The sequence below is a fragment of the Halobaculum sp. P14 genome (genome assembly GCF_051195155.1).
Taxonomy (GTDB): domain Archaea; phylum Halobacteriota; class Halobacteria; order Halobacteriales; family Haloferacaceae; genus JBNTKA01.
This window is the reverse complement of the sequence record NZ_JBNTKB010000001.1, coordinates 114058-134940: the sequence shown is the minus strand read 5'-3', so window position 1 is coordinate 134940 and position 20883 is coordinate 114058. Positions and strand designations below refer to the sequence as shown.

The following is a 20883-nucleotide window of genomic DNA, read 5'->3' as shown; positions in this document are numbered from 1 at the left end:
GAACCCGGGAAGCTTTTTGGCCGCAGACGGCGTCGATGATACGTGAACCTCGAAGTCCTCGACACCGACGCCGGTTCGCTGTACGTCGACCGCGCCGCCGCCGAACGCGGCTCCGAGGCGCCGTTCTTCCACGTCTACGCCGACGCCGACGCGGAGACCCGCTGGGGCTACTTCTGCGGGAACTGCGAGACCGTCGACAACGCCATGGATACGATGGGCCGAATCGCCTGCAACCGGTGCGAGAACATCCGGAAGCCCGAAGAGTGGGACGCCGCCCACGAGTAACCGCGTCGACTCCGCGCGACGCTCGGCGTCTCCAGCTAACTCGCGTCGACTCCGCGCGACGCTCGGCGTCTCCAGCTAACTCGCGTCGACTCCAAACGGCCCCCGTCGGCTGGCCCGCGCCCCCAAAGAGCCAACTGTTCGCGGTGAGCAGCCACCCACGTGCTTCCGGCTTCGACTCACCGACTGACGGCTCCCCTGTTCGGCGACGTCCTCGGGGGGCTCGTCCGCGACGCGCTCTGGTCGTTCGTCGCCGACATCGAGGCGGCGCTCCCGAAGGTCATCGCCGGCGTCGTGTTCTTGCTGCTCGCCGCGCTGCTCGTGAAGCTGGTGACGACCGCGGTGCGCTGGGCGCTCGAACGGACGCTGGGGGGCGAATCACCGGTGTACCGACAGTTCATCACCACCATCGTCGCCGCCTTCCTCTGGTTCGGCGTCGGCCTGTCGTTCCTCTCCATCGTCGGCCTCGACAAGATCGCGCAGTCGCTCGGCACCGCCGCCGGCTTCCTCGCGCTCGGCGTCTCGTACGCGCTGTCGAGCATGATCGCCGACGCCGTCGCCGGCGTCTACCTCCTCCGCGACCCGGACTTCAACCCCGGCGACCGCGTCGACATCGGCGGCACCACCGGCGTCGTCAGGTCCATCGAACTCCGGAAAACCCGGCTCAGCGTCGACGACGACACCGTCGTCCGCGGCAACAGCGAAATCGAGAAGAAGTGGACGAAACTCGCCGAGGCGCCGGCGTCGGAGGCGGACTCGGAACCCGATTCGGCGCCGTGAACCGCTGCCACCCGGATACTCGCGACACGCGCGGCTCCGGGAGTCGATGACACGCACGACAGGAAGTTTATAGCTCGTGACGAGTAACTCCGCGGTATGTTCGTCGGCCACGCCCTCCTGGCGTTCGCGCTCGTCGCCGCCGTCGCCCACCGGCTGGGCTCCGAGCGGGCGCTGACGCTGGGCATCGTCGCCGCCGCGTTCGCCGCCGTCCCCGACGTCGACATCGGCTACGCGCTCGTCGGCGTCGCCAGCCACCTCGGCGGCGTCGGTGTCGCCGGCGCGACCGGCGCTGGCGGGACGGCCGCCGGCGACGCGGTGTCGCTCGCCGCGACGTTCTGGTCGACCGGGAACGTCGTCCACCGCGCGGTCACACACTCGCTCGTCGTCGCGCCCGTCGTCGCGGCCGCCGCGGCGCTCTGGGTCACGGACCGGACCGACGCGCGGCTGGTCGGCGCCGCGCTGCTCGGTTGTCTCGTCGTCGTCGCAGCCGCGGTCAGCGGCGCGCTCGGCGCGGCCGTCATGCTCGCGTTCGCCGTCGCCGCGCTGCTGCTCGCCGCCGCGGTCGCCGGCCGGACCGACCTGACGCCCGCAGGGACGTTCGCCGTCGCCGCGTTCGGACTGCTCTCGCACCCGTTCGGCGACCTGTTCACCGGCGAGCCGCCGCGGCTGCTCTACCCGCTCGGCGTCGAACTGGTGCCGCACCGAGTCGCGCTCAGCCCGGACCCGACGCTCCACCTGCTCGCCGCGTTCGGCGTCGAACTCGCCACCGTCTGGGCGGCGGCGCTCGTCTGGGCGCGCATCCGTGCGACCGACGCGGGCGGCCCGGCGAGGCTGCTGCCGCGCGTCGACGCCCGCGCGGTCGCCGGCGCCGGCTACGCCGCGTCCGCCCTCGTCATCCCCGCGCCGACGCTCGACCTGTCGTACCCGTTCGTGTTCAGCGTGCTCGCGGTCGGCCTCGTCGGCGTCGCGCCCCGCGTCCGGCTCCGCCCCCGGACGTGGCGCATCGGCGTCGCCCGACCCGGCCCGGAACGTGCGGTGTTCACGGCGCTCGCGGCGGTGACGGTCGCCGCCGCGGCGTACCTGCTCGCGTACCTCGGCGGCGTCGCCTGACTGCACGGTGAGAACGGTTTTCAGTGCCGGGTCCGAATCGAGGTTCATGTCGACGTCCGGGCTGCGAGAAGTGGTCGAAGCGAGGCGGCTGAACGCCGTCCTCGGCTGGCTCGTCGTCGCGTTCCTCCTGCTCACCGCGACAAGCGAACTGCTCGTCGGCGACGTCGTCTGGGGCGTCTTCGTCGCCGCCGTCGCCGTCATCGCCCTGATTCCGCCGGTCGCGTTCCGCGACCCGACCGCGATGCTCCCGTGGGAGGTGCTCGCGCTCGCGTCGCTGCCGGCGGTCGGCCGGACGCTCATCGCCGGCGAAACCGTCGCCGGCGTGACGCTCACCGGCCGCATCACGACGTACCTCGCCGTCGCGACGGTCGCGCTCATCGTCGCCGTCGAGACGGACGTGTTCACGCCGGTCCGGATGAACCACAGTTTCGCCGTGTTCTTCGTGACGATGACGACGATGGCGGCCGCCGGCGTCTGGGCCGTGATGCGGTACGCCTCCGACGTCCTGCTTGGGACCGACTGGCTGCTCGACGGCCGCCCGGAGGAGGTCGTCGAGTCCGCGCTGATGTGGGACTTCGTCGCCGCCACGGTCGCCGGCGTCGTCGCCGGCCTCCTGTTCGAGTTCTACTTCCGGCGCCGGTCGAACGCCGCAGAGCGCGTCGCAGTCGAGGTGGCCGAGCCGTGAACGTCCGAGACGCGCTCGGCATCTCCGAAAAGCGGCAAGAACAGCTCTCACGCGTGCTGCAACTGTCGCTCGTCGGCCTCCTGTTCATCGGCGTCGACCGCGGCAACATGGGTATCGCGGTGAACGCGACGGTCGCGCTGGCGGTCACCTACCTGCCGGCGCTGCTCGAACGCGAGTACGACGTCCCGATGGACGCCGGGCTGACGCTGTGGATCACGGTCGCCGTCTTCTTGCACGCGCTCGGAACCGTCGGCATCCCGGGGTCGCGGTACAGCTTCTACGCGAACGTCTGGTGGTGGGACCACATGACGCACGCGCTGTCGTCGTCGGTCGTCGCCGCCGCCGGCTACACCGTCGCGCGCGCCGTCGACGAGCACTCGGACGCCGTCTACCTCCCGTCGCGGTTCATGTTCGTGTTCATCCTCCTGTTCGTCCTGGCGTTCGGCGTGTTCTGGGAGGTCATCGAGTTCGCGGTCAGCGGCCTCGCGTCGGTCCTCGGCAGCGGCTCCGTCCTCACTCAGTACGGCCTCTCGGACACGATGCTCGACCTGGTGTTCGACGCCATCGGCGGCGTCGTCGTCGCCGTCTGGGGGACCGCCCACCTCACGGACGTCGCCGGCGCGCTCACCGAGAAACTGGACGAGCGCAGCGGCGACGCCTGAGCCGCGAACACCTTTTTCCCGCGGCCGCCCCTGCTACCGACTGTCATGGTATTCAAGAAGGTGACACTCATCGGGAGCAGCGACGAGAGCTTCGACGACGCCGCGGACGACGCCATCGACCGCGCCGAGGAGACCCTCGACAAGGTCCACTGGGCCGAAGTCACGGAGATGGGCGTCGAAATCGCGTCCGTCGAGGGCCGTGAGTACCAGGCGGAAGTGGAAGTCGCATTCGAAGTCCAGGAGTAGCGACGCCGAGAGCCGGCGGCGACGTACGGTCGACCGCGACGACCCCGAGGTCGCCGCTCTCGTCGCAGACCAGTTCTGTTCTTCCGCGAAGTCCGAAAATGAGGCGCCTCGTCTGGCCGGAACACGGCCCGGACAGGTGCCGCCTTCACTCGCCGCCGTCGCGGGCGTCGGCGTCGCCGGACCTGTCGGGGCCTGCGGTGCGCTTCTCCTCGGCGGCGCCGCCGGAGCGGTCCGGGCCGACCGTCCTGCTCTCGTCGTCGGGAGTTTCGGACGCGCCGCCGTCGAGCGGGCCTTCCGAGACGGCGACCTCCGCGGTGCCGCTCGTCTCGTCGAACACGAGGTGGCTGTGCGGGTAGGCGATGGTGACCGCCGGGTCCTCCGTCTCCAGGAGGTCCCAGATGGCGGTCTGCACCTTCGACCGGGTGGTGAGCAGTTTGTACGGCGACTCCGTCCAGTACCGCAGCGTGAGTTCCACGCCGTGGTCGCCGTAGTTGTCGATGTACGCCGTCGGCTTCGCCGGGTAGCGGGCCGCGCCGATGCGGATGTCCGGGCCGCCCTCGATGACGCCCTCGCACGAGGCCGCGGCGCGCTCCATCAGCCGCCGCGCCTGCTGGATGTCGGACTCGTAGGTGACGACGAGCGTCAGCGACAGCCTGGTCCGCTGGTCCTCCGCGGAGTAGTTCGTCACCTTGTTGTCGCGGATGACGCTGTTCGGGATGACCGCGAACGTGTTGTCGAGCGTGAACACCTTCGTGTAGCGGAGCGTGATGTCGTCGACGAACCCGCGCGTCCCGTCGGCCAGCTCGACCATGTCGCCGATTTCGTACGGCTGGTCGGCGAGCACGAACACGCCGTTGACGATGGAGCCGACGATGGGCGCGAGCACGATGCCGATGACGGCGGAGAACACCGTCACCGACAGCACGATGTTGCCGAGTTCGAGGCCGGCGAGGTTCAGGCCGAACAGCGCGAACACCAGGACGACGCCGATGCGGGTCGCCCGGAGGACGGTCTGGGCGACGCTCTGCCGGACGAACCGCTGAGCGATGGGCCGTCCGAGCAGCCTGATGAGGTACTTCGAGACGACGACGCCGACGACGAGACACAGCAGGAACACGACCGCGGGGACGCCCGGCACGGCGAGGACGTCCCGGTAGAGCGCGGCGAGGCCCGCGAACACTCCCGACCCGGTCGGCGGCGGCGCGGTCGTCGTCGCCGACGCGGTTCCGGATTGCATACCGCAGCCGACAGCACCGCGCGGAAAAAGCGTTGCCCTCCCGGAGTCGACCGGGCCGGTCAGGCGGTCGGTACGCCTAACTCCGGGGCCGCCGAACCGGGAATATGCCCGAGCTGTCACCGGATTCGGACGCGGTCTATCAGATCGAAGCGACTGAGCAGCCCGAAGCGACCGTCATCGCGGGGTTCTCGCAGTACGGGCTCGCCGGGCTGGCGGCGGTCGACTTCCTCGTCGACCACCTCGACCTGGAGCAGACCGGGTTCATCCGCGCGGACGGCCTCCCGACCATCACGCCGTTCGAGAACGGCCGGCCCCGGCAGCCGACGCGGCTCTACTCCCGCGACGACCTCGACGTGACGGTGCTGGTCGGCGAGCTCGCGGTTCCGGTGTCGATGGCCCAGCCGTTCTCGGAGGCGATTCTCGACTGGACCGAGGAGGCAGACGTCGACGAACTGGCGGTGCTCTCGGGCGTCCCGGTGCCGCACGGCCCGGACGACCACCGGACGTTCTACGTCGCGACCGACGACTACCGCGAGAAGCGGTTCGGCGACGACTCGCCGGTGCCGCCGATGGGCGCGGGCTTCCTCGACGGCACGAACGGGTCGCTCGTCAGCCGCGGCATGGACTCCCCGATGGGGGTCTGCGTGTACGTCACGCCGGTGCACGACCAGGTGCCGGACGTCGAGGCGACCATCCGGCTGCTCGACTCGCTCGAATCCGTCTACGGGCTCGGCGTCGACACCGCGCCGCTGCGGTCGTTCGCGGACCAGGTCCAGCAGTACTACCAGAACCTCGCCGAGCGACTGGAGTCCGAGCGGGCGGAGGAGCAGCCGCTCGACCGGATGTACATGTAGGCCGGCTGTCACCGGCCCGGGGCGTGCTATAACAGCTTTTCGGAACGCCGTGTTACTCGCCGTTCAGTAAACGACTTGTCGCTCCGGGAAAACCGTGAGGTATGGCCGACGACCTGCGCTCGACGATGGAGCGCGTCGGGGAGCGATTCAACCTCGGCGAGTACGAAATCGACGCCTACCTCGCCGTGCTCGAAAACGGCGAACTCACCGCGAGCGACATCGCGAACCGGACCGACATCCCCCAGCCCCGGGTGTACGACACCGTCCGGAGCCTCTCGGACCGCGGACTCGTGGAACTCCGCGAGTCCCGCCCGATGAAAATCGTCGCGGTCGACCCGGACGAGGCGTTCGGCGGCATCCGGTCGAGCCTCGCGGAGATGGTGGACGAACTGGAGGCGCGCTACACGGCGCCGGCGCGCGACACCGAGGCGGTGTCGCTCGTCAAGTCCCGCTCCACCATCCTCCGGTACCTGGAGGAGGTCATCGAGGGCGCCGAGTACGAACTCGCCGTGTCGCTCACGCCGGACCTGCTCCGCCGGTTCAACGAGGAACTCACCGAGGCGGTCGGCCGCGGCGTCGCCGTGGAGGTGCTGGTCGCGCCGGCGGCGCGGGCGCCGTCGCCGACCGAGTTCGACTACGACGCCGTCGCCACCGAGGCCCGCGAGCGACGCGGCATCACGACGCCCGTCATCGCGGTCGGCGACGGCGAGTACTCGGTGTACGCGACCCAGGACGCGCTCCGCGACGACCGCGACCGCTACGGCGTCATCTTCAACCGCTCGGCGCTCGGCTTCCTCGTCTCCGGGTTCTTCGGGACGGTGCTGTGGAGCACCGCCGAGGTCATCGTCGCCGACGGCGAAGACCGGCCGTTCCCGCGGACGTACGCATCCATCCGTCGCGCAGTCAAGGACATCCACGAAGTCGACGGCGACTTCGAGGCGTCCGTCACCGGCCGCGACGTCGAAACCGGCACCGACGTCCACGTCGAGGGACCGGTCGTCAGCTACGAACACGACCCGTCAGAGCAGGTCGCGTCCATCACGCTCGAAACCAGTGAGGGCGACCGCGTCACCGTCGGCGGCCTCGTCGCCGCCTACGAGGACATCGAGGGGCAGGAGATCGAACTACGGCGCGCCTGACCTGGCCGCATCTGACCGGACCTGACCGGACCTGACCGGACCTGACCCGGCCGCACCGCCTTCGAGCCGTACCGTCTGAACCGTTACGGTCCGGTGGCCACCGTCCCAGTCCGCTGTTCTCCGCGGCCGCTACACCTCGACTTCGAACGGCGCGAACTCGGAGGCCCGTTCGGCCATCGCGCCGAACAGGTCGGCGACGGCGACGAGGTCCTCGGTGTCGACGACCTCGACCGGCGTGTGCATGTAGCGGTTCGGGATGCCGACGTTCAGCGACGGGATGCCGCCGCGGCTGGTGAAGAAGGCGTCCGCGTCCGTCCCGGTCCGGCTGCCGGCAGCCTGCAGCTGGTAGTCGATGTCGGCGTGGTCGCCGGCGGTCCGAGCGAGGTCGACGACGACCGGGTGGTTCGCGGAGCCGCGGCCGACGACCGGTCCGGCGCCGAGTTCGACCGGGCCGCGCTTCTCCTTGTCGACGTCCGGGTTGTCGGTGGCGTGCGTGACGTCCGCGGCGACGGCGACGTCCGGGTCGAGGTCGAACCCGACCATCTGCGCGCCCTTCAGCCCGACCTCCTCCTGGACCGTGGAGACGGCGTAGACGGTCGCGTCGACGTCCGCCTCGGCGGCGCGGCGCAGCCCCTCGGCGGCCGCCCACGTCCCGACGCGGTTGTCCATGCCGCGGGCCGAGACGCGCGAGCCGTGGAGGTCGGAGACGGTTGAGGCGAACGTCACCGGGTCGCCGACTTCGACGAGGTCCGCGGCCTCGTCGGCGTCCGTCGCGCCGACGTCGACAAACTGGCCGGCGATCTCCTCGTACTCCTCGTCGGACGGGTCGCGCAGGTGAATCGCGGTCTGCCCGATGACGCCGTGGACCGGGCTGTCGCCGCCGTCGGCGTGAACCGTCACGTGCTGGCCCTTCGAGACCGTGCGGTCCGAGCCGCCGACGCGGGAGAGCCGCAGGAAGCCGTCGTCGGTGACGTCGCGGACGATGAATCCGATTTCGTCCGCGTGGCCGGCGAACGCGATTTCGGGGCCGTCGCCGGAGCCCTCGTGGACCGCGACGGCGTTGCCGTACGAGTCGGTGCTGACGGAGTCGGCGAACTCCGCGACGTAGTCGGTCCAGACGCGCTGCCCGGCGGCTTCGAAGCCCGACGGCGACGGCGTGTTCAGCAGGTCGTCGAGGAACGCGCGGCGTGTCTCGTCCATACGCGCCGTTCGGCGCGGCGGGTGAAGAAGCCGGTGACTCCGGCCGTCTCGCCGTCCGCCGACTCGGACGACGCCGCCCCAACCGATAAACCGCGCCGAGCCGATGCTCCACTCATGTCCGAGTTCACGTTCCTCGAACTCCACCTGCACGACGGAATCAGCCTTCGGAGCGGCGCTGAGACGGACGAACAGACGGAGCAGAGCACCGGGGCGGCCCCGACGGCGAGCGACGATGAGTCGTCCGGCGTCGGCGGCGCTGCGGTCGTCGCCGCGCTGGCCGCAGTCGTGGTCGCGGTCGCCGTGGCCGTCGGCGCGAAGAAACTGCTCTCGGGCGACGTCGACGCCGCGCCCCCGGACGAACTCGACGACCTGGACGACGTCGACGACCTCGGCGACCTCGGCGAGTAGCGTCGGTGCCGCGGTGCCGCGGTGACCGGGGTCGCGCCGCTACGTCAGCGTCCCGACGTTCTCGGCGGCGTAGCCGAACACGTCCTCGTAGCCGTACGCGGAGAGCAACACCGGGTAGAACGGCTCGTCGGCGGTGAACGACTCGCCGTCCGCCGTGGCGAACTGCTCGCCGGCCTCGACGCGCTCGAAGTTGTGCGCGAACACCTCGTACCGGTCGGCCGGCGGCTTCGCGATCGGGTCGAGCAGCCGAAACACGTCGACATCGTTAGTGGCTTCTTCGGCGTCGCCGGCGAGACCGACCAGCCCGTCGTTCGACTCCTCCTCGGCGACGGGCGCCGGCAGCGTCTCGGTGGCAGTGAGAAACGCCCGGACGAGCCAGTAGGCGTTGTCCGCGGCCTCCGCTGAGCCCTGCAGGCCGCATTCGACTTCGACTGTGTGCGGGTGCTCGATGAGCCGCCCCTCGGTGAACCGGTCTGTCTCGACGAGCGTGTCGACCGGGAGCGACGGGACGACGGCGCGGACGACCTCGTCGACGGTGTCACACAGCGCGAACGGCTCCGCGTACGACTGCGTCGAGTGCAGCGAGAACGTCGTGCAGCCGTCGAGTTCGCGGGCGAGCGCGGCGGCGAGCCGGCCCTCGTGCGTCTCGGCGTCTCTCGACCCGGGGAACGCCCGGTTCAAGTCCTCGTCGACGTACCGCGTGTCTCGCTCCAGCGCCTCCTCGTTCGCGACGACGAGTTTCACCGGCCGCGCGACGTCGGGGTCCTCGGCGACGAGCCGCTCGATGGCGGCGGGCCCGCACGGCTCGTCGCCGTGAATCCCGCCGACGACGGCGATTTCGGGGACACCATCGCCCAGTTGGTGGATTCGCATACCGTCTCTCCGCCGGCCGACTATTTGTGGGCCACGGTCCACGAACCGACAGTTCGGCCGCTCCGCCACCGTTCCGCTGCTCCGTCGCTCGGCTACGCCGGCGTTCCGCTGCTCCCCCCCGATTCGCCCCGCTGCTGCGCTACTCCAGCGTCTCGACGTAGTCGTAGTCCGCGTCGTAGGCGTCGACGCGCTCGCCGTCGAGCCTGATTCGCCAGCCGTCGACCGCGGCCGGGTCGTCGAGCGCCGCGTCGAGCGTCGCCCGGACGTCGGCGACGTCGACGCCGTAGAAGTCGTCCGGGAGGCCGTCGAGGTACTGCAGCGCCGTCTCGAACAGCGACCGCATCCCGTCGTCGTCCTCGAAGTCCACGCGCTTGTACGCGCCGGCCGCCACCTGTACCATCCCGTGGAGGAACGCTGACTCGGCCGTGCCGCTGCCGTAGTTGTACCACTCGTCCTCGAAGCAGTCGTGGCTCTCGTGGTAGTCGCCGCTGTTGAACAGCCTGACGCCGTGTTCGGTCGCGCGGCGGAGCGTCGCGTGCTCCCACACTCGCTCGCGGGTCCGCCACCCGGTCGGGTCGCCGAGCGGCGGCGCGACGCTCGGGTCGCGGGTGTGGTCGTCCATGCCCAACAGTCGCGGAGCCGTCGACGTAACTCCGTCGCCCGACTGCGCCGACCGCAGCCGGACGGGGAACGCGGGACGCGGGGACGGATTTATCTGTCGACGCGCCAACGTCCGACACCGATGGTCGACCTCTCGGCGGTGGTGCTCCGCGTCGGCGACGCGGTCGCGGCGGCGTGGGTCCGCGCCTCGACGGCGACGCGGCGGCTGCTGTTCCACAGCGGCTACCGGCCGGCGCTGCTCTACCTGCTCGCGTTGAACCTCGGCGGCGTCAGCTTCCTGCTGTTCCTCGTCGGCAGCGGCGGCGGCCCGTCGCGGTTCCAGTTCGCGCTGCTGCTCGCGTCGCTCGCCGTCGTGCTTTACCTGTCGATTCGGCAGGCGGGGAACGCCCCGACCCGCGGCCGGTGAGGAGCCGCTTCCGTGCAACCTTTATAGCAGTCGACGCGACGGTTCACCCGTGGACGAGCGGCGACGGCTCCGCCCGAGACCGGCGCCGCGTCCGTCCGAACAAGAGCGGTCCGTGCGAGGGTAGCCAAGCCAGGAAACGGCGGCGGACTCAAGATCCGCTCCTGTAGAGGTCCAAGGGTTCAAATCCCTTCCCTCGCACTGGCAACAGTGCGGAAGACGCCGCAGGGGCGCTCTTCCCTCGCAAAACTTACTCGGCGACGCTGCACTCCGAGCGGCTGCGCCGGCGAACGGCCGCGACGGAGAAACGCAGTGAAGAGAGCGCAGAACGGCGCGTCGCGGTAGGCTGTCGAGTCGACGGTCGAGTCGACGGTCGAGCCGTCGGTCAGTTCCCGCCGTCTGTGGCGACGCCGAGGACGCGGTCGGCGACGCGGTTCGCTTTCCGCGGCGTCGGGCGGCTTCCGGCGCGGACGGCGTCGCCGAGTTCCGCGGCGAGTTCAGCGACGTCGGCGCCGGTGCCGTCGTCGGCGACGCGTTCGAAGGCGGCGCGGTAGCCGGCGGCGCAGCGGCGGCCGCCGTCCGTGGTTGTCGCGTCGATGACGTGCTCGATGTGCCGGACTGCTTCCGGTGGGCGCATACGCAACCGTACCACCCTGCCCCCTATAAGTTCACTCTGAGTCGGAACTGAGTAAATCGCGTGCGGCGGAGGAGTGCGGTCGCCGCTGTCGGGGCGGAGCGGAACCGACGGATATTCGGTGCGGCCGCAGGAACCCGTGGAGTCATGAGCGACGAGACTGGCCGCGCCGCCGTCGTCGAACGCGCGGCGCGCGCCGGCGCAGCGGTCGCGGAGGAGCACTTCCGACGCGACATCGACGTCGAGACGAAGGGCGGAAAGACGGACGTGGTGACGGAGGCCGACCGGTCGGCGCAGCGCCGCGTCATCGAAACCGTCCGGGAGACGTATCCGACGGACGCGTTCGTCGGCGAGGAGGAGGACGAACTGAAGGCGGTCCCGGACTCCGGGCCGGCGTGGGTCATCGACCCCATCGACGGCACGAACAACTACGTCCGGAACATCCGTGTGTTCGCCACCTCCGTCGCTGCCGTCGTCGACGGCGAACCGGTCGCCGCCGCGAACGTCCTCCCGGCGCTCGGCGACGTCTACACCTCCGACGCCGACGGCGCGTACCGCGACGGCGACCCGGTGTCCGTCAGCGACGTCGCCGACCCGGAACGCGCCGCGGTCGCGCCGACGATCTGGTGGGGGTTCGACCGCCGCGACGAGTACGCCGCGGCCGGAGGCACACTGGTCGAACGGTTCGGGGACATGCGCCGGTTCGGCTGCGCGCAGGCCACGCTCTCGATGGTCGCCGACGGGTCGCTCGAAGGCGCCGTCACGAACGTCGACTGCAACCCCTGGGACACCGTCGCCGGCGTCCACATGATTCGGCAGGCAGGCGGCACCGTCACCGACCTCGACGGCGACCGGTGGACGCACGACGACCGCGGACTCGTCGCCTCGAACGGCGACCTCCACGACGAACTGCTCGCCGCGGCCCGCCGCATCGACGAGGTCCGCGACGACGACCGGTAGCCTCGCCGTCGCGCGACGGCAGCCCCCGGACGTGTCGGTTCGGCGGGCGGAGATTGAGCCGAACGCAACGTCGAAGTACGCCCCGCGCGACTCCGAGATATGGAACTGGACGAGACGGACCGGGCGATTCTGCGGGCGCTTCAGGAGGACGCGCGCACCCCGTTCAGCGAGATTGCGCGCCGCATCGACATGTCGAGCGCGACGGTACACGACCGCGTGTCGCGGCTCGAAGAGGCCGGCGTCATCCGGGGCTACCACGCGGACGTCGACGCCGCACAGCTCGGCTACGGCGTCTCCGCGCTCGTCGGCCTCCGCGTCGAACAGGGCCACGAGGAGGACGCGCTCGAACGGCTCCGCGGCATCGACGGCGTCCGCGAAGTCCACCTCACCACCGGCGAGTGGGACGTGATGCTCCGCGTGTACGCCGAGTCCACCGACGGCCTCCGCGAACTGATGTTCAACGAGATCGCCGCCACCGACGGCTTCGACCGCTCGCAGACCATGGTCATCCTCGGCACCGACTACGAGGAGTCCGGCGTCCCCATCTGAGCCACCCCCTCCTGTCCGCCTGACTGTCCGCCGCCGACCGCGGGACTCGCGACCGACAGAATTTCACGGCGACCGCGCGCACTGTCTCCATCTCCGCATGAAGGCTATCAAGGACAGCGTCCACGACTACATCACGCTCGACCCGGTCGCCGTCGACCTGCTCGACACCCGGGCCTTCCAGCGGCTCCGGCACATCAAGCAGCTGTCGACGGTCCGGCTGGTCTACCCCTCCGCGTCGCACACCCGGTTCGAGCACAGCCTCGGCGTCTACCACCTCGCGAGCCGCGCCCTCCAGCACCTCGGCGTCGACCCGGACGGCGACCGCGCGCGACACCTCCGCGCCGCGGCGCTGCTGCACGACGTCGGCCACGGCCCGTACGGCCACCAGACCGAGGAGGTCATCCGGCGGCGCGCCGGCCGCCACCACGACGAAATCGGCGGGCTGCTCGGCGACACCGACGCCGGTGCGGTACTCGACAGGCACGGCCTCGACCCCGGCCGAGTCGCCGACATCGTCCGCGGCGACGGCGAACTCGGCCAGCTGGTGTCCGGCGAGCTTGACGTCGACCGGATGGACTACCTGGTCCGGGACGCCCACCACACCGGCGTCCCGTACGGCACAATCGACCACGAACGGCTCGTCCGCGAACTCCAGTACCAGGACGGAGCGCTCGTGCTCGCGGAGGGGAACGTCCAGACCGCCGAGTCGCTGCTGCTCGCCCGCGCGCTGATGGACGCGACGGTGTACCGCCACCACGTCTCCCGCATCGCCGGCGCGATGCTGGAGCGCGCCTCCGAGCGGCTGCTCGACGCCGACGACGGGCCGACGGTGCGGGAGTTCAGCCGGATGGCGGACCACGATCTGCTCGTCGCGCTCCGCGAGCGCGTCCCGGCGCTCGGCCGCCGCATCGAACACCGCGACCTGTACAAGCGCGCCGCCTGGGCCGACCTCAGCGCGACGCCCGCGGACGTCGTCGACTTCCGGCACGCCGACGAACGCGACGCCGAGCGCGACGTCGCCGACGTCGCCGGCGTCGACCCGGCGGACGTCATCGTCGACGTCCCGAGCAGGCCGACGTTCACCGAGGCCGGGAGCCGCGTCGTCGTCAACGGCGTCCCGCAGCGGCTCGAAGACGCCTCCGAACTCGTCTCGGGGCTGCGCGCCGCCCAGCGCGCACAGTGGCGGATGGGCGTGTACGCGCCCGAGGAGCACGTCCCCGCCGTCGCCGCGGCGACCGAGGACGTGCTCGGCGTCCGCGCGGACGTCCCCTGACGACGGAGCACTTCGGTACGGAACCGCTCGGCGTTCTCTTCGGCTCGGCGCGCTCACCGGCTCTGCGCTCGAACCCAGCGGCCTCGTCGACGGCCCCGACCGGCCGCCGAACGCGACGCTAAATGCGACGCCGAATCGCGGACGGTTTTTACGGGATGACGGCGAACGGACGGGTATGACTGGCTTCGACCGCGACGGCGCCGGGTACCGACGGCGTCTCGCCGCCACCGCGCGCGCCGGAGGTGCCGCGGCGTGACGACCATCAAGGACTCCGTTCACGACCACATCACCATCGACGGCGTCGCCGCCGACCTGCTGGACACGCCGCAGGTGCAGCGGCTCCGCCGCATCGCACAGCTCGGCACCGTGAAACTGGTGTACCCGTCCGCGAACCACACCCGGTTCGAGCACAGCCTCGGCGTCTACTACCTCGCGAACCGCGCGCTCGAGCACCTCGGCGTCGAGGGCCGCGAGGCCGAGCGGGTCCGCGCCGCGGCGCTGCTGCACGACGTCGGCCACGCCCCGTTCAGCCACAACGTCGAGGAGCTCCTCCACCGACACACCGGCCGGTACCACGACGACGTCGACGACCTCATCGTCGACTCGGCGGTCGGCGACGTGCTCGTCGACCACGGCCTCGACCCGGCGAACGTCGCCGGGCTCATCGGCGGCGACGGCCAGTACGGCCAGCTGGTGTCGGGCGAGCTGGACGTCGACCGGATGGACTACCTGGTCCGGGACGCCCACCACACCGGCGTCCCGTACGGCACCATCGACCACGAACGGCTCATCCGCGAACTCACCTTCGCCGACGGCGAACTGGTGCTCGCCGAGGGGAACGTCCAGACCGCCGAGTCGCTGCTCGTCGCGCGGGCGCTGATGAACCCGACCGTGTACGCCCACCACGTCGCCCGCATCTCCAAGGCGATGCTCCGCCGGGCCACCGAGCGGCTCATCGACGTGTCCGACGTGGACGCCACGACGGTGCGCCGCATGGACGACCCGGCGCTCGTCTCCGCGCTCAGAGACACCGACGAGACAGCCGAGTTCGCGCGGCGGTACGACCACCGCGACCTGTTCAAGCGCGCCGTCTGGGCGGAGTACGACGACGTCCCGGAGTCGATCCGGCGCGCCGGCCACGACGAGATCCGGCGGGTCGAGCGGGACATCGCCGACGACTGCGACCTCCCGGCGACGGACGTCATCATCGACGTCCCCGCCGAACCGGAGATGAAAGAGTCGACCTCGGAGGTGCTGGTGAACGGCGAAGTCCGGCGGCTCGAAGACCAGTCGCCGCTCGTGACGGCGCTCCGCACCGCCCAGCGCGGCCAGTGGCGGCTCGGCGTCTACACGAGAGCGGACGCCACAGAACGGGTCGGCTCCGCGGCGGCGGAGCGGCTCGGCCTCGACATCGACGGCGCGCTCGTCAGCGACGTCAGACAGCGGCTCCACGTCACGCTCGACCAGTTCGAGGACGGAAGCCCGGAGGAGAACGCATGAGCCGCGACGCAGAGACCACGGAGCCGGCCGGGGACCGGTCGGCGACCGAGACGTACGAGGGGACGATACTGGTCGGCCGCGATTTCGAGCCCGTCGAGGGAACGGTCGTCGTGGAGGACGGCACGATTCAGGCCATCGAGGAGGAGCCCGTCGCCTCCGACGACGTCGTGCTGCCGGCGTTCGTGAACGCGCACACCCACATCGGCGACTCCATCGCGAAGGAGGCGGGTCGCGGCCTGTCGCTGGACGAACTGGTCGCGCCGCCGGACGGCCTCAAACACCGGCTGCTCCGCGACGCGAGCCGCGAAGAGAAGGCCGTGGCGATGCGGCGCTCGCTGGAGTTCATGCAGCAGACCGGGACGGCGGCGCACGTCGAGTTCCGCGAAGGCGGCGTCGACGGCGTCGACCTCATCCGGGAAGCCGGCGGCGGCCTCCAGATTCGGTCGGTCGTCCTGGGACGCGAGACGGTGGCGGCGATGGAACACGACGGCGCGGACGGCTTCGGCGCCAGCGGCGCCCGCGACGCCGACTTCGACGCCGAACGCACCGCGACCCGGAACGCCGGGAAACTGTTCGGCATCCACGCCGGCGAACGCGACCCGTACGACGTCGACGCCGCGATGGACCTCGACCCCGACCACCTCGTCCACATGGTCCACCCCGAACCGCACCACCTCGACCGGCTCGCCGACGTCGGAACCCCGGTCGTGGTCTGCCCGCGGTCGAACCTCGTCACGGACGTCGGCGTCCCGCCGCTCCGCGAACTGCTCGACCGGACCACGGTCGCGCTCGGCACCGACAACGTGATGTTGAACTCGCCGTCGATGTTCCGCGAGATGGAGTTCGCCGCGAAGCTCACCGACGCCTCCGCGCTCGAAGTGCTGCGGATGGCGACGGTGAACGGCGCCGAGGTGGCCGGGCTGAACTGCGGGCTCGTCGAACCCGGCCGCGACGCCAAACTGCTGGTGCTCGACGGCGACTCGGACAACCTCGCCGGCGTCAAGGACTTCGTCCGCGCGGTCGTGCGGCGCGCAGGGCAGGGCGACGTCGTCGACGTCGTGCTGTGACCGGCCGCGCGTGTCACGGTGGCACGCCGGCACGGAAGAACGCACCATTTATACCTGCGTCCGCTGAACACACCCGTACGATTATGCCGAGCTCGAACGGCCCCCTCAAAGGCACGCGCGGAAAGCTGTCGAACAAGCCCCGAGAACGCGGTACGTCGCCGCCTCAGCGCGCCATCGCCGAGTTCGAGGAGGGACAGAAGGTCCACCTCACGCTCGACCCGTCCGTGAACGACGGTCGGTTCCACCCGCGGTTCAACGGCCACACCGGCACCGTCGTCGGCGAGCAGGGCGCCGCCTACAAGGTCGAAATCACCGACGGCGGGAAGACGAAGACCATCATCGCGAAGCCGGCGCACCTCCGCGAGCAAACGGAATAGATGACGATCTTCAAGGAGAAGCTCGACGAGGAGTACCTCACCGTCTCCGAGACGAAAGAACTCCTCGAGGACGTCGAGGCGGAGCGCGCGGCCGACGAGGACCGCGAGCTCCGCTACGAACTGGCGCGCGCCATCGAACACGTCAACCAGTTCGCGTTCCTCTCGGCGGAGGACGCCCGGAGCCTCGTCGACGAACTCCAGGAGCTCGAGAAGGTCGACGAGGCGCAGGCGTACAAGATCGCCGACCTGCTTCCGCGCGACCGGACCGAGCTTCGCGCCGTCTACGCCCAGGAGCGGTACGCGCTCGACGGCGAGGAACTGGACGAGATCCTGAACGTCGTCGCGAAGTACGCCTGACCGACGGCGACCACCTTTTAAGTCCGTCCCCGTTCACTCTCGCGGTATGACTGACTCTGACACGTCTGACACCGCCGGCGACGCAGCGACCGGGGAAGAACCGCCCGGTGAGACCGCCAGCGACGGTGAGGCGGAGGGACGCGACGAGCCGCGGTACGCGGTCGTGCTCGACCACCTGCCGACCGGAAAGCCGGACGACAACCGGCCGCGGAACAAGAAGTCGCCGGTGGCGTACGCGCTCGGCGAACGCGACTTCCGGCTGTACGAACTCACCCTCGAACCGGACGCGGACGTCGGCTTCGCGGACCGCGTCGCCATCGCGCCGGCGGACGCCCGCGACGCCGTCGAACGGTTCCGCGAGGTCGAATACGACGACCTGACGCGGGCGGCGACCCAGGAGGTCGAGTACGCGGTCGAAGCCATCGTCGACGGCGACGAGCAGCGGTTCGTCGACTTCTACAACGACGCACAGCCCATCACGCTCCGGCTCCACCGGCTGAATCTGCTCCCCGGCATCGGGAAGAAGCTCCGCAACAACATCCTCGACGAGCGGAAGCGCGGCCCGTTCGAGTCGTTCGAGGACCTCGAAGACCGCGTCTCCGGGCTGCACCGGCCGAAGGAGCTGCTGGTGGAGCGAATCGTCGAGGAGATCCGCGAGGACGACCTGAAGTACCGAGCGTTCGTCGGCGGCGACAGTTCGTCCGGGGAGTGAGTCGCCGCGACGACCGCACCACTTTCGCCGGCTGCATCGCCTTCGCCGCCGTCGACGCGTGCCGGGCTGGCGTCGACGCCGCGGCACAGTCATAGACGGATTTACGGCGCGCGGCCGCGAATCACGTCCCAATGACTGACTCCGAGTCCGCGCGGTCGTTCCGCGACCCGGACCGGCTCCGGAAGCGGGCCGGCGTCGGCGGCGACCCCGACCAGGACCAGCACTTCCTCGTCGACGACCGCGTGCTCGACCGCGTCCCCGGCTACCTCCCGGCGGACGCGGACCGGTCGCACGTCCTCGAAATCGGCGGCGGCACCGGCGCGCTCACCGACCGGCTGCTCGCCGTCGCCGACCGGGTCACGGTCGTCGAACGCGACACGCGGCTCGTCTCGTTCCTCCGCGAGGAGTTCGCCGACGCGGTCGCCGACGGCCGCCTCGAAATCGTCGAGGGCGACGCGCTCGACGTCGACCTCCCGGCGTTCACGGCGTGCGTGTCCAATCTTCCGTACGGCGTCTCCTCCGAGGTCGCGTTCCGGCTGCTGCCGCTCGACCGACCGCTCGTCTTGATGTTCCAGAAGGAGTTCGCAGAGCGGATGGTGGCTGAGCCGGGGACGTCCGAGTACGGCCGGCTCTCCGTCTCCGCACAGCACTACGCGGACGTCGAACTGGTCGAGACCGTGCCGCCGGAGGCGTTCGACCCGAAGCCGCGCGTCGAGAGCGCCGTCGTCCGGTGTACGCCGCGCGACCCGGACTACGAGGTGGACGACGAGGCGTTCTTCCTGCGGTTCGTGAAGGCGCTGTTCACCCAGCGCCGCAAGAACGTCCGGAACGCCGTCCGGAACACGGCGCACATCTCCGGGCTGAAGTCGCCGGACGCCGTGGTGGACGCGCTGGACGAGGAGACGCTCCGGAAGCGGCCTGGGGAGCTGTCGCCGGCGCGGTTCGCCGAGTTGGCGGCGGTCGCCGCCGACGTCAGCGACGTGGGTGAGGGCCAATAATGCAGTCGGGCGGCTCGGCGACGGAGACGGCGACCGCAGCGTCTTCCGGAGCCGGAACCGCGACGTCGGCCGCGGCGGGCGGCGCCCCGTTCGGCCCGATTCTGCCGCCCGGAGTCGTGGACGCTATCCACCGGCTGTTCCCGACGCTGGAGTCGCAGTTCCTCGGGACGCTGCTCGTCGTCGCGCTGCTGGTCGGCGTCAGCGACGTGGTCCGCCGGCTCGGCCCGGCGATGAAGCGCAGATTCAACGACACCGCGGTCGAGGCGACGCAGGCGGCCGTCACGGCGATTCTCACGGGGCTGGTCGGCGTGTTCTTCGTCGTCGTGTGGCGCGGCGGCGGCGAGGTGAACGCGCTGCTCGAATCGTTCGAGTTCGGCGGGAGAGACGTCGTCCGCGCCGTCTTCACCGTCACGATTCTCGCCGGCGCCTACTCGGTGACGCGGCTCACCAGGCGCGTAATCCACCGGGTCGGCACGGAGCGCGGCGGCATCTCCGAACACCAGCAGGAGATCGCCCACCACGTCGTGCAGGTCAGCGTCTACGTGTTCGCGCTGCTGGTCGTCCTCGGGATGTGGGGCGTCAACATCGGCGGCCTCCTCGTCGGCGCCGGGTTCGCCGGCATCGTGCTCGGACTCGCCGCCCGGCAGACGCTCGGCGCCGTGCTCGCCGGGTTCGTCGTCCTATTCTCCCGGCCGTTCGAGCTCGGCGACTGGGTCGAAATCGGCGACCAGGAGGGCATCGTCACCGACATCACCATCGTCAACACGCAGCTGCGGACGTTCGACGACGAGTACGCGATGATACCGAACGACATCGTAACGAGCGAGGAGATAATCAATCGGAGCCGGCAGGGGCGGCTCCGCGTGAACGTCGACGTCGGCGTCGACTACACGACCGACCTCGAAACCGCGATGGAACTGGCGGAGGAGGCGATGACGGGCCACGACCTGCTGCTCGACAAGCCCGACCCGCACGTCGTGCTGGCGGAGTTCGGCGACTCCGCGGTCGTGCTCCGACTCCGATTCTACATCAGCAACCCGAGCGCCCGGAAGATGTGGAAAGCCCGGACGAAAGTCATCGCCGCGGTGAAAGAGCGGTTCGACGAGGCCGGCGTCAAAATCCCGTTCCCGCAGCGGGAACTGTCCGGCCGCGCCCAGACCGGCGGCCTCCGCGTCGCCGACGCGGTCGACGCGTCGGCGCGGGATACTGACGGCGGCGTCGACCCCGCGGAGGAATCCGATGCGGAGTGACGGCGGCGGAAGCGACGGCAGCGACGGCGCCCACCGCGACCACGGCAGCGACGGCGACGCCGAGTCGACCGCGTCGCGGGACGCGCTGGCGGCGCGTCGGGGTCTCGGCGACCCGGTGTACGCGCCGGCGGAGGACTCGGGGCTGCTCGCGGAGGCGGGCGCGGAGCGGGCGCGCGGCGTCGCGCTCGAAGTCGGCACCGGGTCGGGCTGGGTGGCGGCGCAGGTGCGCGACCGGGCCGACGTGGAGCGCGTCGTCGGAAGCGACGTGAACCCGCACGCGTGCGAGCAGGCGCGCGACCGGGGCGTCGAGGCGGTCCGTGCCGACCTGCTCGCGCCGTTCGCAGCGGACAGCGTCGACACGGTACTGTTCAATCCGCCGTACCTGCCGACCGACCCGGACGCCGAGTGGGACGACTGGCAGGAGGCGGCGCTGTCGGGCGGCGAGTCGGGCCGTGAACTCATCGAACCGTTCCTCGACGACGTCGCCCGCGTGCTCCGGCCGGGCGGCGTCGTGCTGCTGCTCGTGTCGTCGCTCACCGGCTTCGGCGCCGTCGTCGAGTACGCCGTCGACGCGGGCTTCGACGCGGAGACGGTCGTCGAGGAGTCGTACCCGTTCGAGTCGCTGTCGGTGCTCGCGCTCACGCCGAGAGAATAACTGAAGGTAATTCATTGGTTTAGCAAGTATTATGCCTCGGCATTTCGAACA

General features: G+C 70.6%; 26 protein-coding genes and 1 tRNA gene. 22 read left to right on the top strand and 5 right to left on the bottom strand.

The window, feature by feature from the left end:
• Window positions 1-42: 42 nt before the first annotated feature.
• From ACQUS7_RS00695 to ACQUS7_RS00670, 6 genes are all read left to right on the top strand, one after another.
• Window positions 43-285 (top strand): DUF5816 domain-containing protein, encoded by a 243-nt coding sequence (locus ACQUS7_RS00695; RefSeq protein WP_435128797.1) that lies wholly within the window; start codon window positions 43-45, stop codon window positions 283-285.
• Between the two features lie 159 nt (window positions 286-444).
• Window positions 445-1062, top strand: coding sequence for a mechanosensitive ion channel domain-containing protein (locus tag ACQUS7_RS00690; RefSeq protein WP_435143540.1), 618 nt, complete (start codon window positions 445-447; stop codon window positions 1060-1062).
• A 96-nt stretch (window positions 1063-1158) separates the two neighbouring features.
• Window positions 1159-2172, top strand: coding sequence for a metal-dependent hydrolase (locus tag ACQUS7_RS00685; protein WP_435143537.1), 1014 nt, complete (start codon window positions 1159-1161; stop codon window positions 2170-2172).
• 46 nt (window positions 2173-2218) lie between these two features.
• Window positions 2219-2857, top strand: coding sequence for a hypothetical protein (locus tag ACQUS7_RS00680; protein WP_435143535.1), 639 nt, complete (start codon window positions 2219-2221; stop codon window positions 2855-2857).
• On the top strand, window positions 2854-3519 hold the full coding sequence (locus tag ACQUS7_RS00675) for a hypothetical protein (RefSeq protein WP_435128808.1): 666 nt from the start codon (window positions 2854-2856) through the stop codon (window positions 3517-3519). Before ACQUS7_RS00680 ends, ACQUS7_RS00675 begins: the two co-directional genes overlap by 4 nt.
• Window positions 3520-3564: 45 nt before the next feature.
• Window positions 3565-3765 carry a dodecin gene (locus tag ACQUS7_RS00670; RefSeq protein WP_435128811.1) on the top strand — a complete coding sequence of 67 codons (201 nt, stop codon included), beginning with the start codon at window positions 3565-3567 and terminating at the stop codon, window positions 3763-3765.
• Window positions 3766-3910: 145 nt separating this feature from the next.
• On the opposite strand, the gene ACQUS7_RS00665 is transcribed toward ACQUS7_RS00670, so the two are convergent.
• Complete coding sequence (locus ACQUS7_RS00665; RefSeq protein WP_435143530.1) at window positions 3911-5002, bottom strand: mechanosensitive ion channel family protein; 1092 nt, start codon at window positions 5000-5002, stop codon at window positions 3911-3913.
• Between the two features lie 104 nt (window positions 5003-5106).
• On the opposite strand from ACQUS7_RS00665, the gene ACQUS7_RS00660 reads away from it, so the two are divergent.
• Window positions 5107-5856, top strand: coding sequence for a proteasome assembly chaperone family protein (locus tag ACQUS7_RS00660; RefSeq protein WP_435143527.1), 750 nt, complete (start codon window positions 5107-5109; stop codon window positions 5854-5856).
• Window positions 5857-5957: 101 nt separating this feature from the next.
• A complete protein-coding gene (gene trmB / locus ACQUS7_RS00655; protein WP_435128820.1) occupies window positions 5958-6995 on the top strand; it encodes an HTH-type sugar sensing transcriptional regulator TrmB in 1038 nt (345 codons plus the stop codon).
• Between the two features lie 129 nt (window positions 6996-7124).
• Here the strand turns inward: trmB and ACQUS7_RS00650 are convergent, their stop codons facing one another.
• A complete protein-coding gene (locus ACQUS7_RS00650; protein WP_435143524.1) occupies window positions 7125-8195 on the bottom strand; it encodes a M42 family peptidase in 1071 nt (356 codons plus the stop codon).
• Between the two features lie 114 nt (window positions 8196-8309).
• Here ACQUS7_RS00650 and ACQUS7_RS00645 point away from each other — a divergent pair, with 114 nt between their 5' ends.
• A complete protein-coding gene (locus tag ACQUS7_RS00645; protein WP_435143521.1) occupies window positions 8310-8603 on the top strand; it encodes a hypothetical protein in 294 nt (97 codons plus the stop codon).
• A 39-nt stretch (window positions 8604-8642) separates the two neighbouring features.
• Here ACQUS7_RS00645 and ACQUS7_RS00640 read toward each other — a convergent pair whose 3' ends face one another.
• Both ACQUS7_RS00640 and ACQUS7_RS00635 read right to left on the bottom strand, forming a co-directional pair.
• A complete protein-coding gene (locus ACQUS7_RS00640; RefSeq protein ID WP_435143518.1) occupies window positions 8643-9476 on the bottom strand; it encodes a succinylglutamate desuccinylase in 834 nt (277 codons plus the stop codon).
• A gap of 139 nt (window positions 9477-9615) precedes the next feature.
• Window positions 9616-10098, bottom strand: coding sequence for a DUF309 domain-containing protein (locus ACQUS7_RS00635; RefSeq protein WP_435128832.1), 483 nt, complete (start codon window positions 10096-10098; stop codon window positions 9616-9618).
• A 120-nt stretch (window positions 10099-10218) separates the two neighbouring features.
• Between ACQUS7_RS00635 and ACQUS7_RS00630 the strand changes: the two genes are divergently transcribed.
• Both ACQUS7_RS00630 and ACQUS7_RS00625 read left to right on the top strand, forming a co-directional pair.
• Window positions 10219-10503: a hypothetical protein gene (locus ACQUS7_RS00630; protein ID WP_435128835.1), complete on the top strand. Its 285-nt coding sequence runs from the start codon at window positions 10219-10221 to the stop codon at window positions 10501-10503.
• A 114-nt stretch (window positions 10504-10617) separates the two neighbouring features.
• A tRNA-Leu gene (locus ACQUS7_RS00625) sits at window positions 10618-10701 on the top strand.
• Between the two features lie 184 nt (window positions 10702-10885).
• Here the strand turns inward: ACQUS7_RS00625 and ACQUS7_RS00620 are convergent.
• The gene (locus tag ACQUS7_RS00620) at window positions 10886-11137 is read right to left on the bottom strand and encodes a hypothetical protein (protein WP_435128838.1); all 252 of its coding nucleotides are present in this window, start codon (window positions 11135-11137) and stop codon (window positions 10886-10888) included.
• Window positions 11138-11281: 144 nt separating this feature from the next.
• Between ACQUS7_RS00620 and ACQUS7_RS00615 the strand changes: the two genes are divergently transcribed.
• The 11 genes from ACQUS7_RS00615 (at window position 11282) to ACQUS7_RS00565 (ending at window position 20832) form a co-directional block, all read left to right on the top strand.
• Entirely contained in the window at window positions 11282-12094 is an 813-nt protein-coding gene (locus tag ACQUS7_RS00615; protein WP_435143513.1) for an inositol monophosphatase family protein, read from the top strand.
• Between the two features lie 99 nt (window positions 12095-12193).
• Window positions 12194-12643 (top strand): Lrp/AsnC family transcriptional regulator, encoded by a 450-nt coding sequence (locus ACQUS7_RS00610; RefSeq protein WP_435128844.1) that lies wholly within the window; start codon window positions 12194-12196, stop codon window positions 12641-12643.
• A 97-nt stretch (window positions 12644-12740) separates the two neighbouring features.
• Entirely contained in the window at window positions 12741-13916 is a 1176-nt protein-coding gene (locus ACQUS7_RS00605; RefSeq protein ID WP_435128847.1) for an HD domain-containing protein, read from the top strand.
• 252 nt (window positions 13917-14168) lie between these two features.
• Window positions 14169-15416, top strand: a complete 1248-nt coding sequence (locus tag ACQUS7_RS00600; protein WP_435143510.1) for an HD domain-containing protein — start codon at window positions 14169-14171, stop codon at window positions 15414-15416.
• Window positions 15413-16483 carry an amidohydrolase family protein gene (locus tag ACQUS7_RS00595; RefSeq protein ID WP_435143507.1) on the top strand — a complete coding sequence of 357 codons (1071 nt, stop codon included), beginning with the start codon at window positions 15413-15415 and terminating at the stop codon, window positions 16481-16483. The genes ACQUS7_RS00600 and ACQUS7_RS00595 overlap by 4 nt, the downstream gene beginning before the upstream one ends.
• An 83-nt stretch (window positions 16484-16566) precedes the next feature.
• Window positions 16567-16860, top strand: a complete 294-nt coding sequence (locus ACQUS7_RS00590) for a 50S ribosomal protein L21e (RefSeq protein ID WP_435128856.1) — start codon at window positions 16567-16569, stop codon at window positions 16858-16860.
• The gene (locus ACQUS7_RS00585) at window positions 16861-17217 is read left to right on the top strand and encodes an RNA polymerase Rpb4 family protein (RefSeq protein WP_435128859.1); all 357 of its coding nucleotides are present in this window, start codon (window positions 16861-16863) and stop codon (window positions 17215-17217) included. It begins immediately after the preceding gene.
• Window positions 17218-17263: 46 nt separating this feature from the next.
• Window positions 17264-17929, top strand: coding sequence for a DUF655 domain-containing protein (locus ACQUS7_RS00580; RefSeq protein WP_435128861.1), 666 nt, complete (start codon window positions 17264-17266; stop codon window positions 17927-17929).
• A gap of 131 nt (window positions 17930-18060) precedes the next feature.
• On the top strand, window positions 18061-18927 hold the full coding sequence (locus tag ACQUS7_RS00575) for a 16S ribosomal RNA methyltransferase A (protein WP_435128864.1): 867 nt from the start codon (window positions 18061-18063) through the stop codon (window positions 18925-18927).
• Between the two features lie 116 nt (window positions 18928-19043).
• Window positions 19044-20177, top strand: coding sequence for a mechanosensitive ion channel family protein (locus ACQUS7_RS00570; RefSeq protein ID WP_435143502.1), 1134 nt, complete (start codon window positions 19044-19046; stop codon window positions 20175-20177).
• Window positions 20167-20832 (top strand): HemK2/MTQ2 family protein methyltransferase, encoded by a 666-nt coding sequence (locus ACQUS7_RS00565; protein WP_435128870.1) that lies wholly within the window; start codon window positions 20167-20169, stop codon window positions 20830-20832. Before ACQUS7_RS00570 ends, ACQUS7_RS00565 begins: the two co-directional genes overlap by 11 nt.
• Window positions 20833-20883 lie beyond the last annotated feature (51 nt).

Excerpts from the sequence above, each read along its gene's own strand:
- ACQUS7_RS00685 (WP_435143537.1), top strand. The coding sequence starts at position 1,159 with ATGTTCGTCGGCCACGCCCTCCTGGCGTTCGCGCTCGTCGCCGCCGTC.
- ACQUS7_RS00680 (WP_435143535.1), top strand. The coding sequence starts at position 2,219 with ATGTCGACGTCCGGGCTGCGAGAAGTGGTCGAAGCGAGGCGGCTGAAC.
- ACQUS7_RS00670 (WP_435128811.1), top strand. The coding sequence starts at position 3,565 with ATGGTATTCAAGAAGGTGACACTCATCGGGAGCAGCGACGAGAGCTTC.
- ACQUS7_RS00665 (WP_435143530.1), bottom strand. The coding sequence starts at position 5,002 with ATGCAATCCGGAACCGCGTCGGCGACGACGACCGCGCCGCCGCCGACC.
- ACQUS7_RS00660 (WP_435143527.1), top strand. The coding sequence starts at position 5,107 with ATGCCCGAGCTGTCACCGGATTCGGACGCGGTCTATCAGATCGAAGCG.
- trmB (WP_435128820.1), top strand. The coding sequence starts at position 5,958 with ATGGCCGACGACCTGCGCTCGACGATGGAGCGCGTCGGGGAGCGATTC.
- ACQUS7_RS00650 (WP_435143524.1), bottom strand. The coding sequence starts at position 8,195 with ATGGACGAGACACGCCGCGCGTTCCTCGACGACCTGCTGAACACGCCG.
- ACQUS7_RS00645 (WP_435143521.1), top strand. The coding sequence starts at position 8,310 with ATGTCCGAGTTCACGTTCCTCGAACTCCACCTGCACGACGGAATCAGC.
- ACQUS7_RS00640 (WP_435143518.1), bottom strand. The coding sequence starts at position 9,476 with ATGCGAATCCACCAACTGGGCGATGGTGTCCCCGAAATCGCCGTCGTC.
- ACQUS7_RS00635 (WP_435128832.1), bottom strand. The coding sequence starts at position 10,098 with ATGGACGACCACACCCGCGACCCGAGCGTCGCGCCGCCGCTCGGCGAC.
- ACQUS7_RS00630 (WP_435128835.1), top strand. The coding sequence starts at position 10,219 with ATGGTCGACCTCTCGGCGGTGGTGCTCCGCGTCGGCGACGCGGTCGCG.
- ACQUS7_RS00620 (WP_435128838.1), bottom strand. The coding sequence starts at position 11,137 with ATGCGCCCACCGGAAGCAGTCCGGCACATCGAGCACGTCATCGACGCG.
- ACQUS7_RS00615 (WP_435143513.1), top strand. The coding sequence starts at position 11,282 with ATGAGCGACGAGACTGGCCGCGCCGCCGTCGTCGAACGCGCGGCGCGC.
- ACQUS7_RS00610 (WP_435128844.1), top strand. The coding sequence starts at position 12,194 with ATGGAACTGGACGAGACGGACCGGGCGATTCTGCGGGCGCTTCAGGAG.
- ACQUS7_RS00605 (WP_435128847.1), top strand. The coding sequence starts at position 12,741 with ATGAAGGCTATCAAGGACAGCGTCCACGACTACATCACGCTCGACCCG.
- ACQUS7_RS00595 (WP_435143507.1), top strand. The coding sequence starts at position 15,413 with ATGAGCCGCGACGCAGAGACCACGGAGCCGGCCGGGGACCGGTCGGCG.
- ACQUS7_RS00590 (WP_435128856.1), top strand. The coding sequence starts at position 16,567 with ATGCCGAGCTCGAACGGCCCCCTCAAAGGCACGCGCGGAAAGCTGTCG.
- ACQUS7_RS00585 (WP_435128859.1), top strand. The coding sequence starts at position 16,861 with ATGACGATCTTCAAGGAGAAGCTCGACGAGGAGTACCTCACCGTCTCC.
- ACQUS7_RS00580 (WP_435128861.1), top strand. The coding sequence starts at position 17,264 with ATGACTGACTCTGACACGTCTGACACCGCCGGCGACGCAGCGACCGGG.
- ACQUS7_RS00575 (WP_435128864.1), top strand. The coding sequence starts at position 18,061 with ATGACTGACTCCGAGTCCGCGCGGTCGTTCCGCGACCCGGACCGGCTC.
- ACQUS7_RS00565 (WP_435128870.1), top strand. The coding sequence starts at position 20,167 with ATGCGGAGTGACGGCGGCGGAAGCGACGGCAGCGACGGCGCCCACCGC.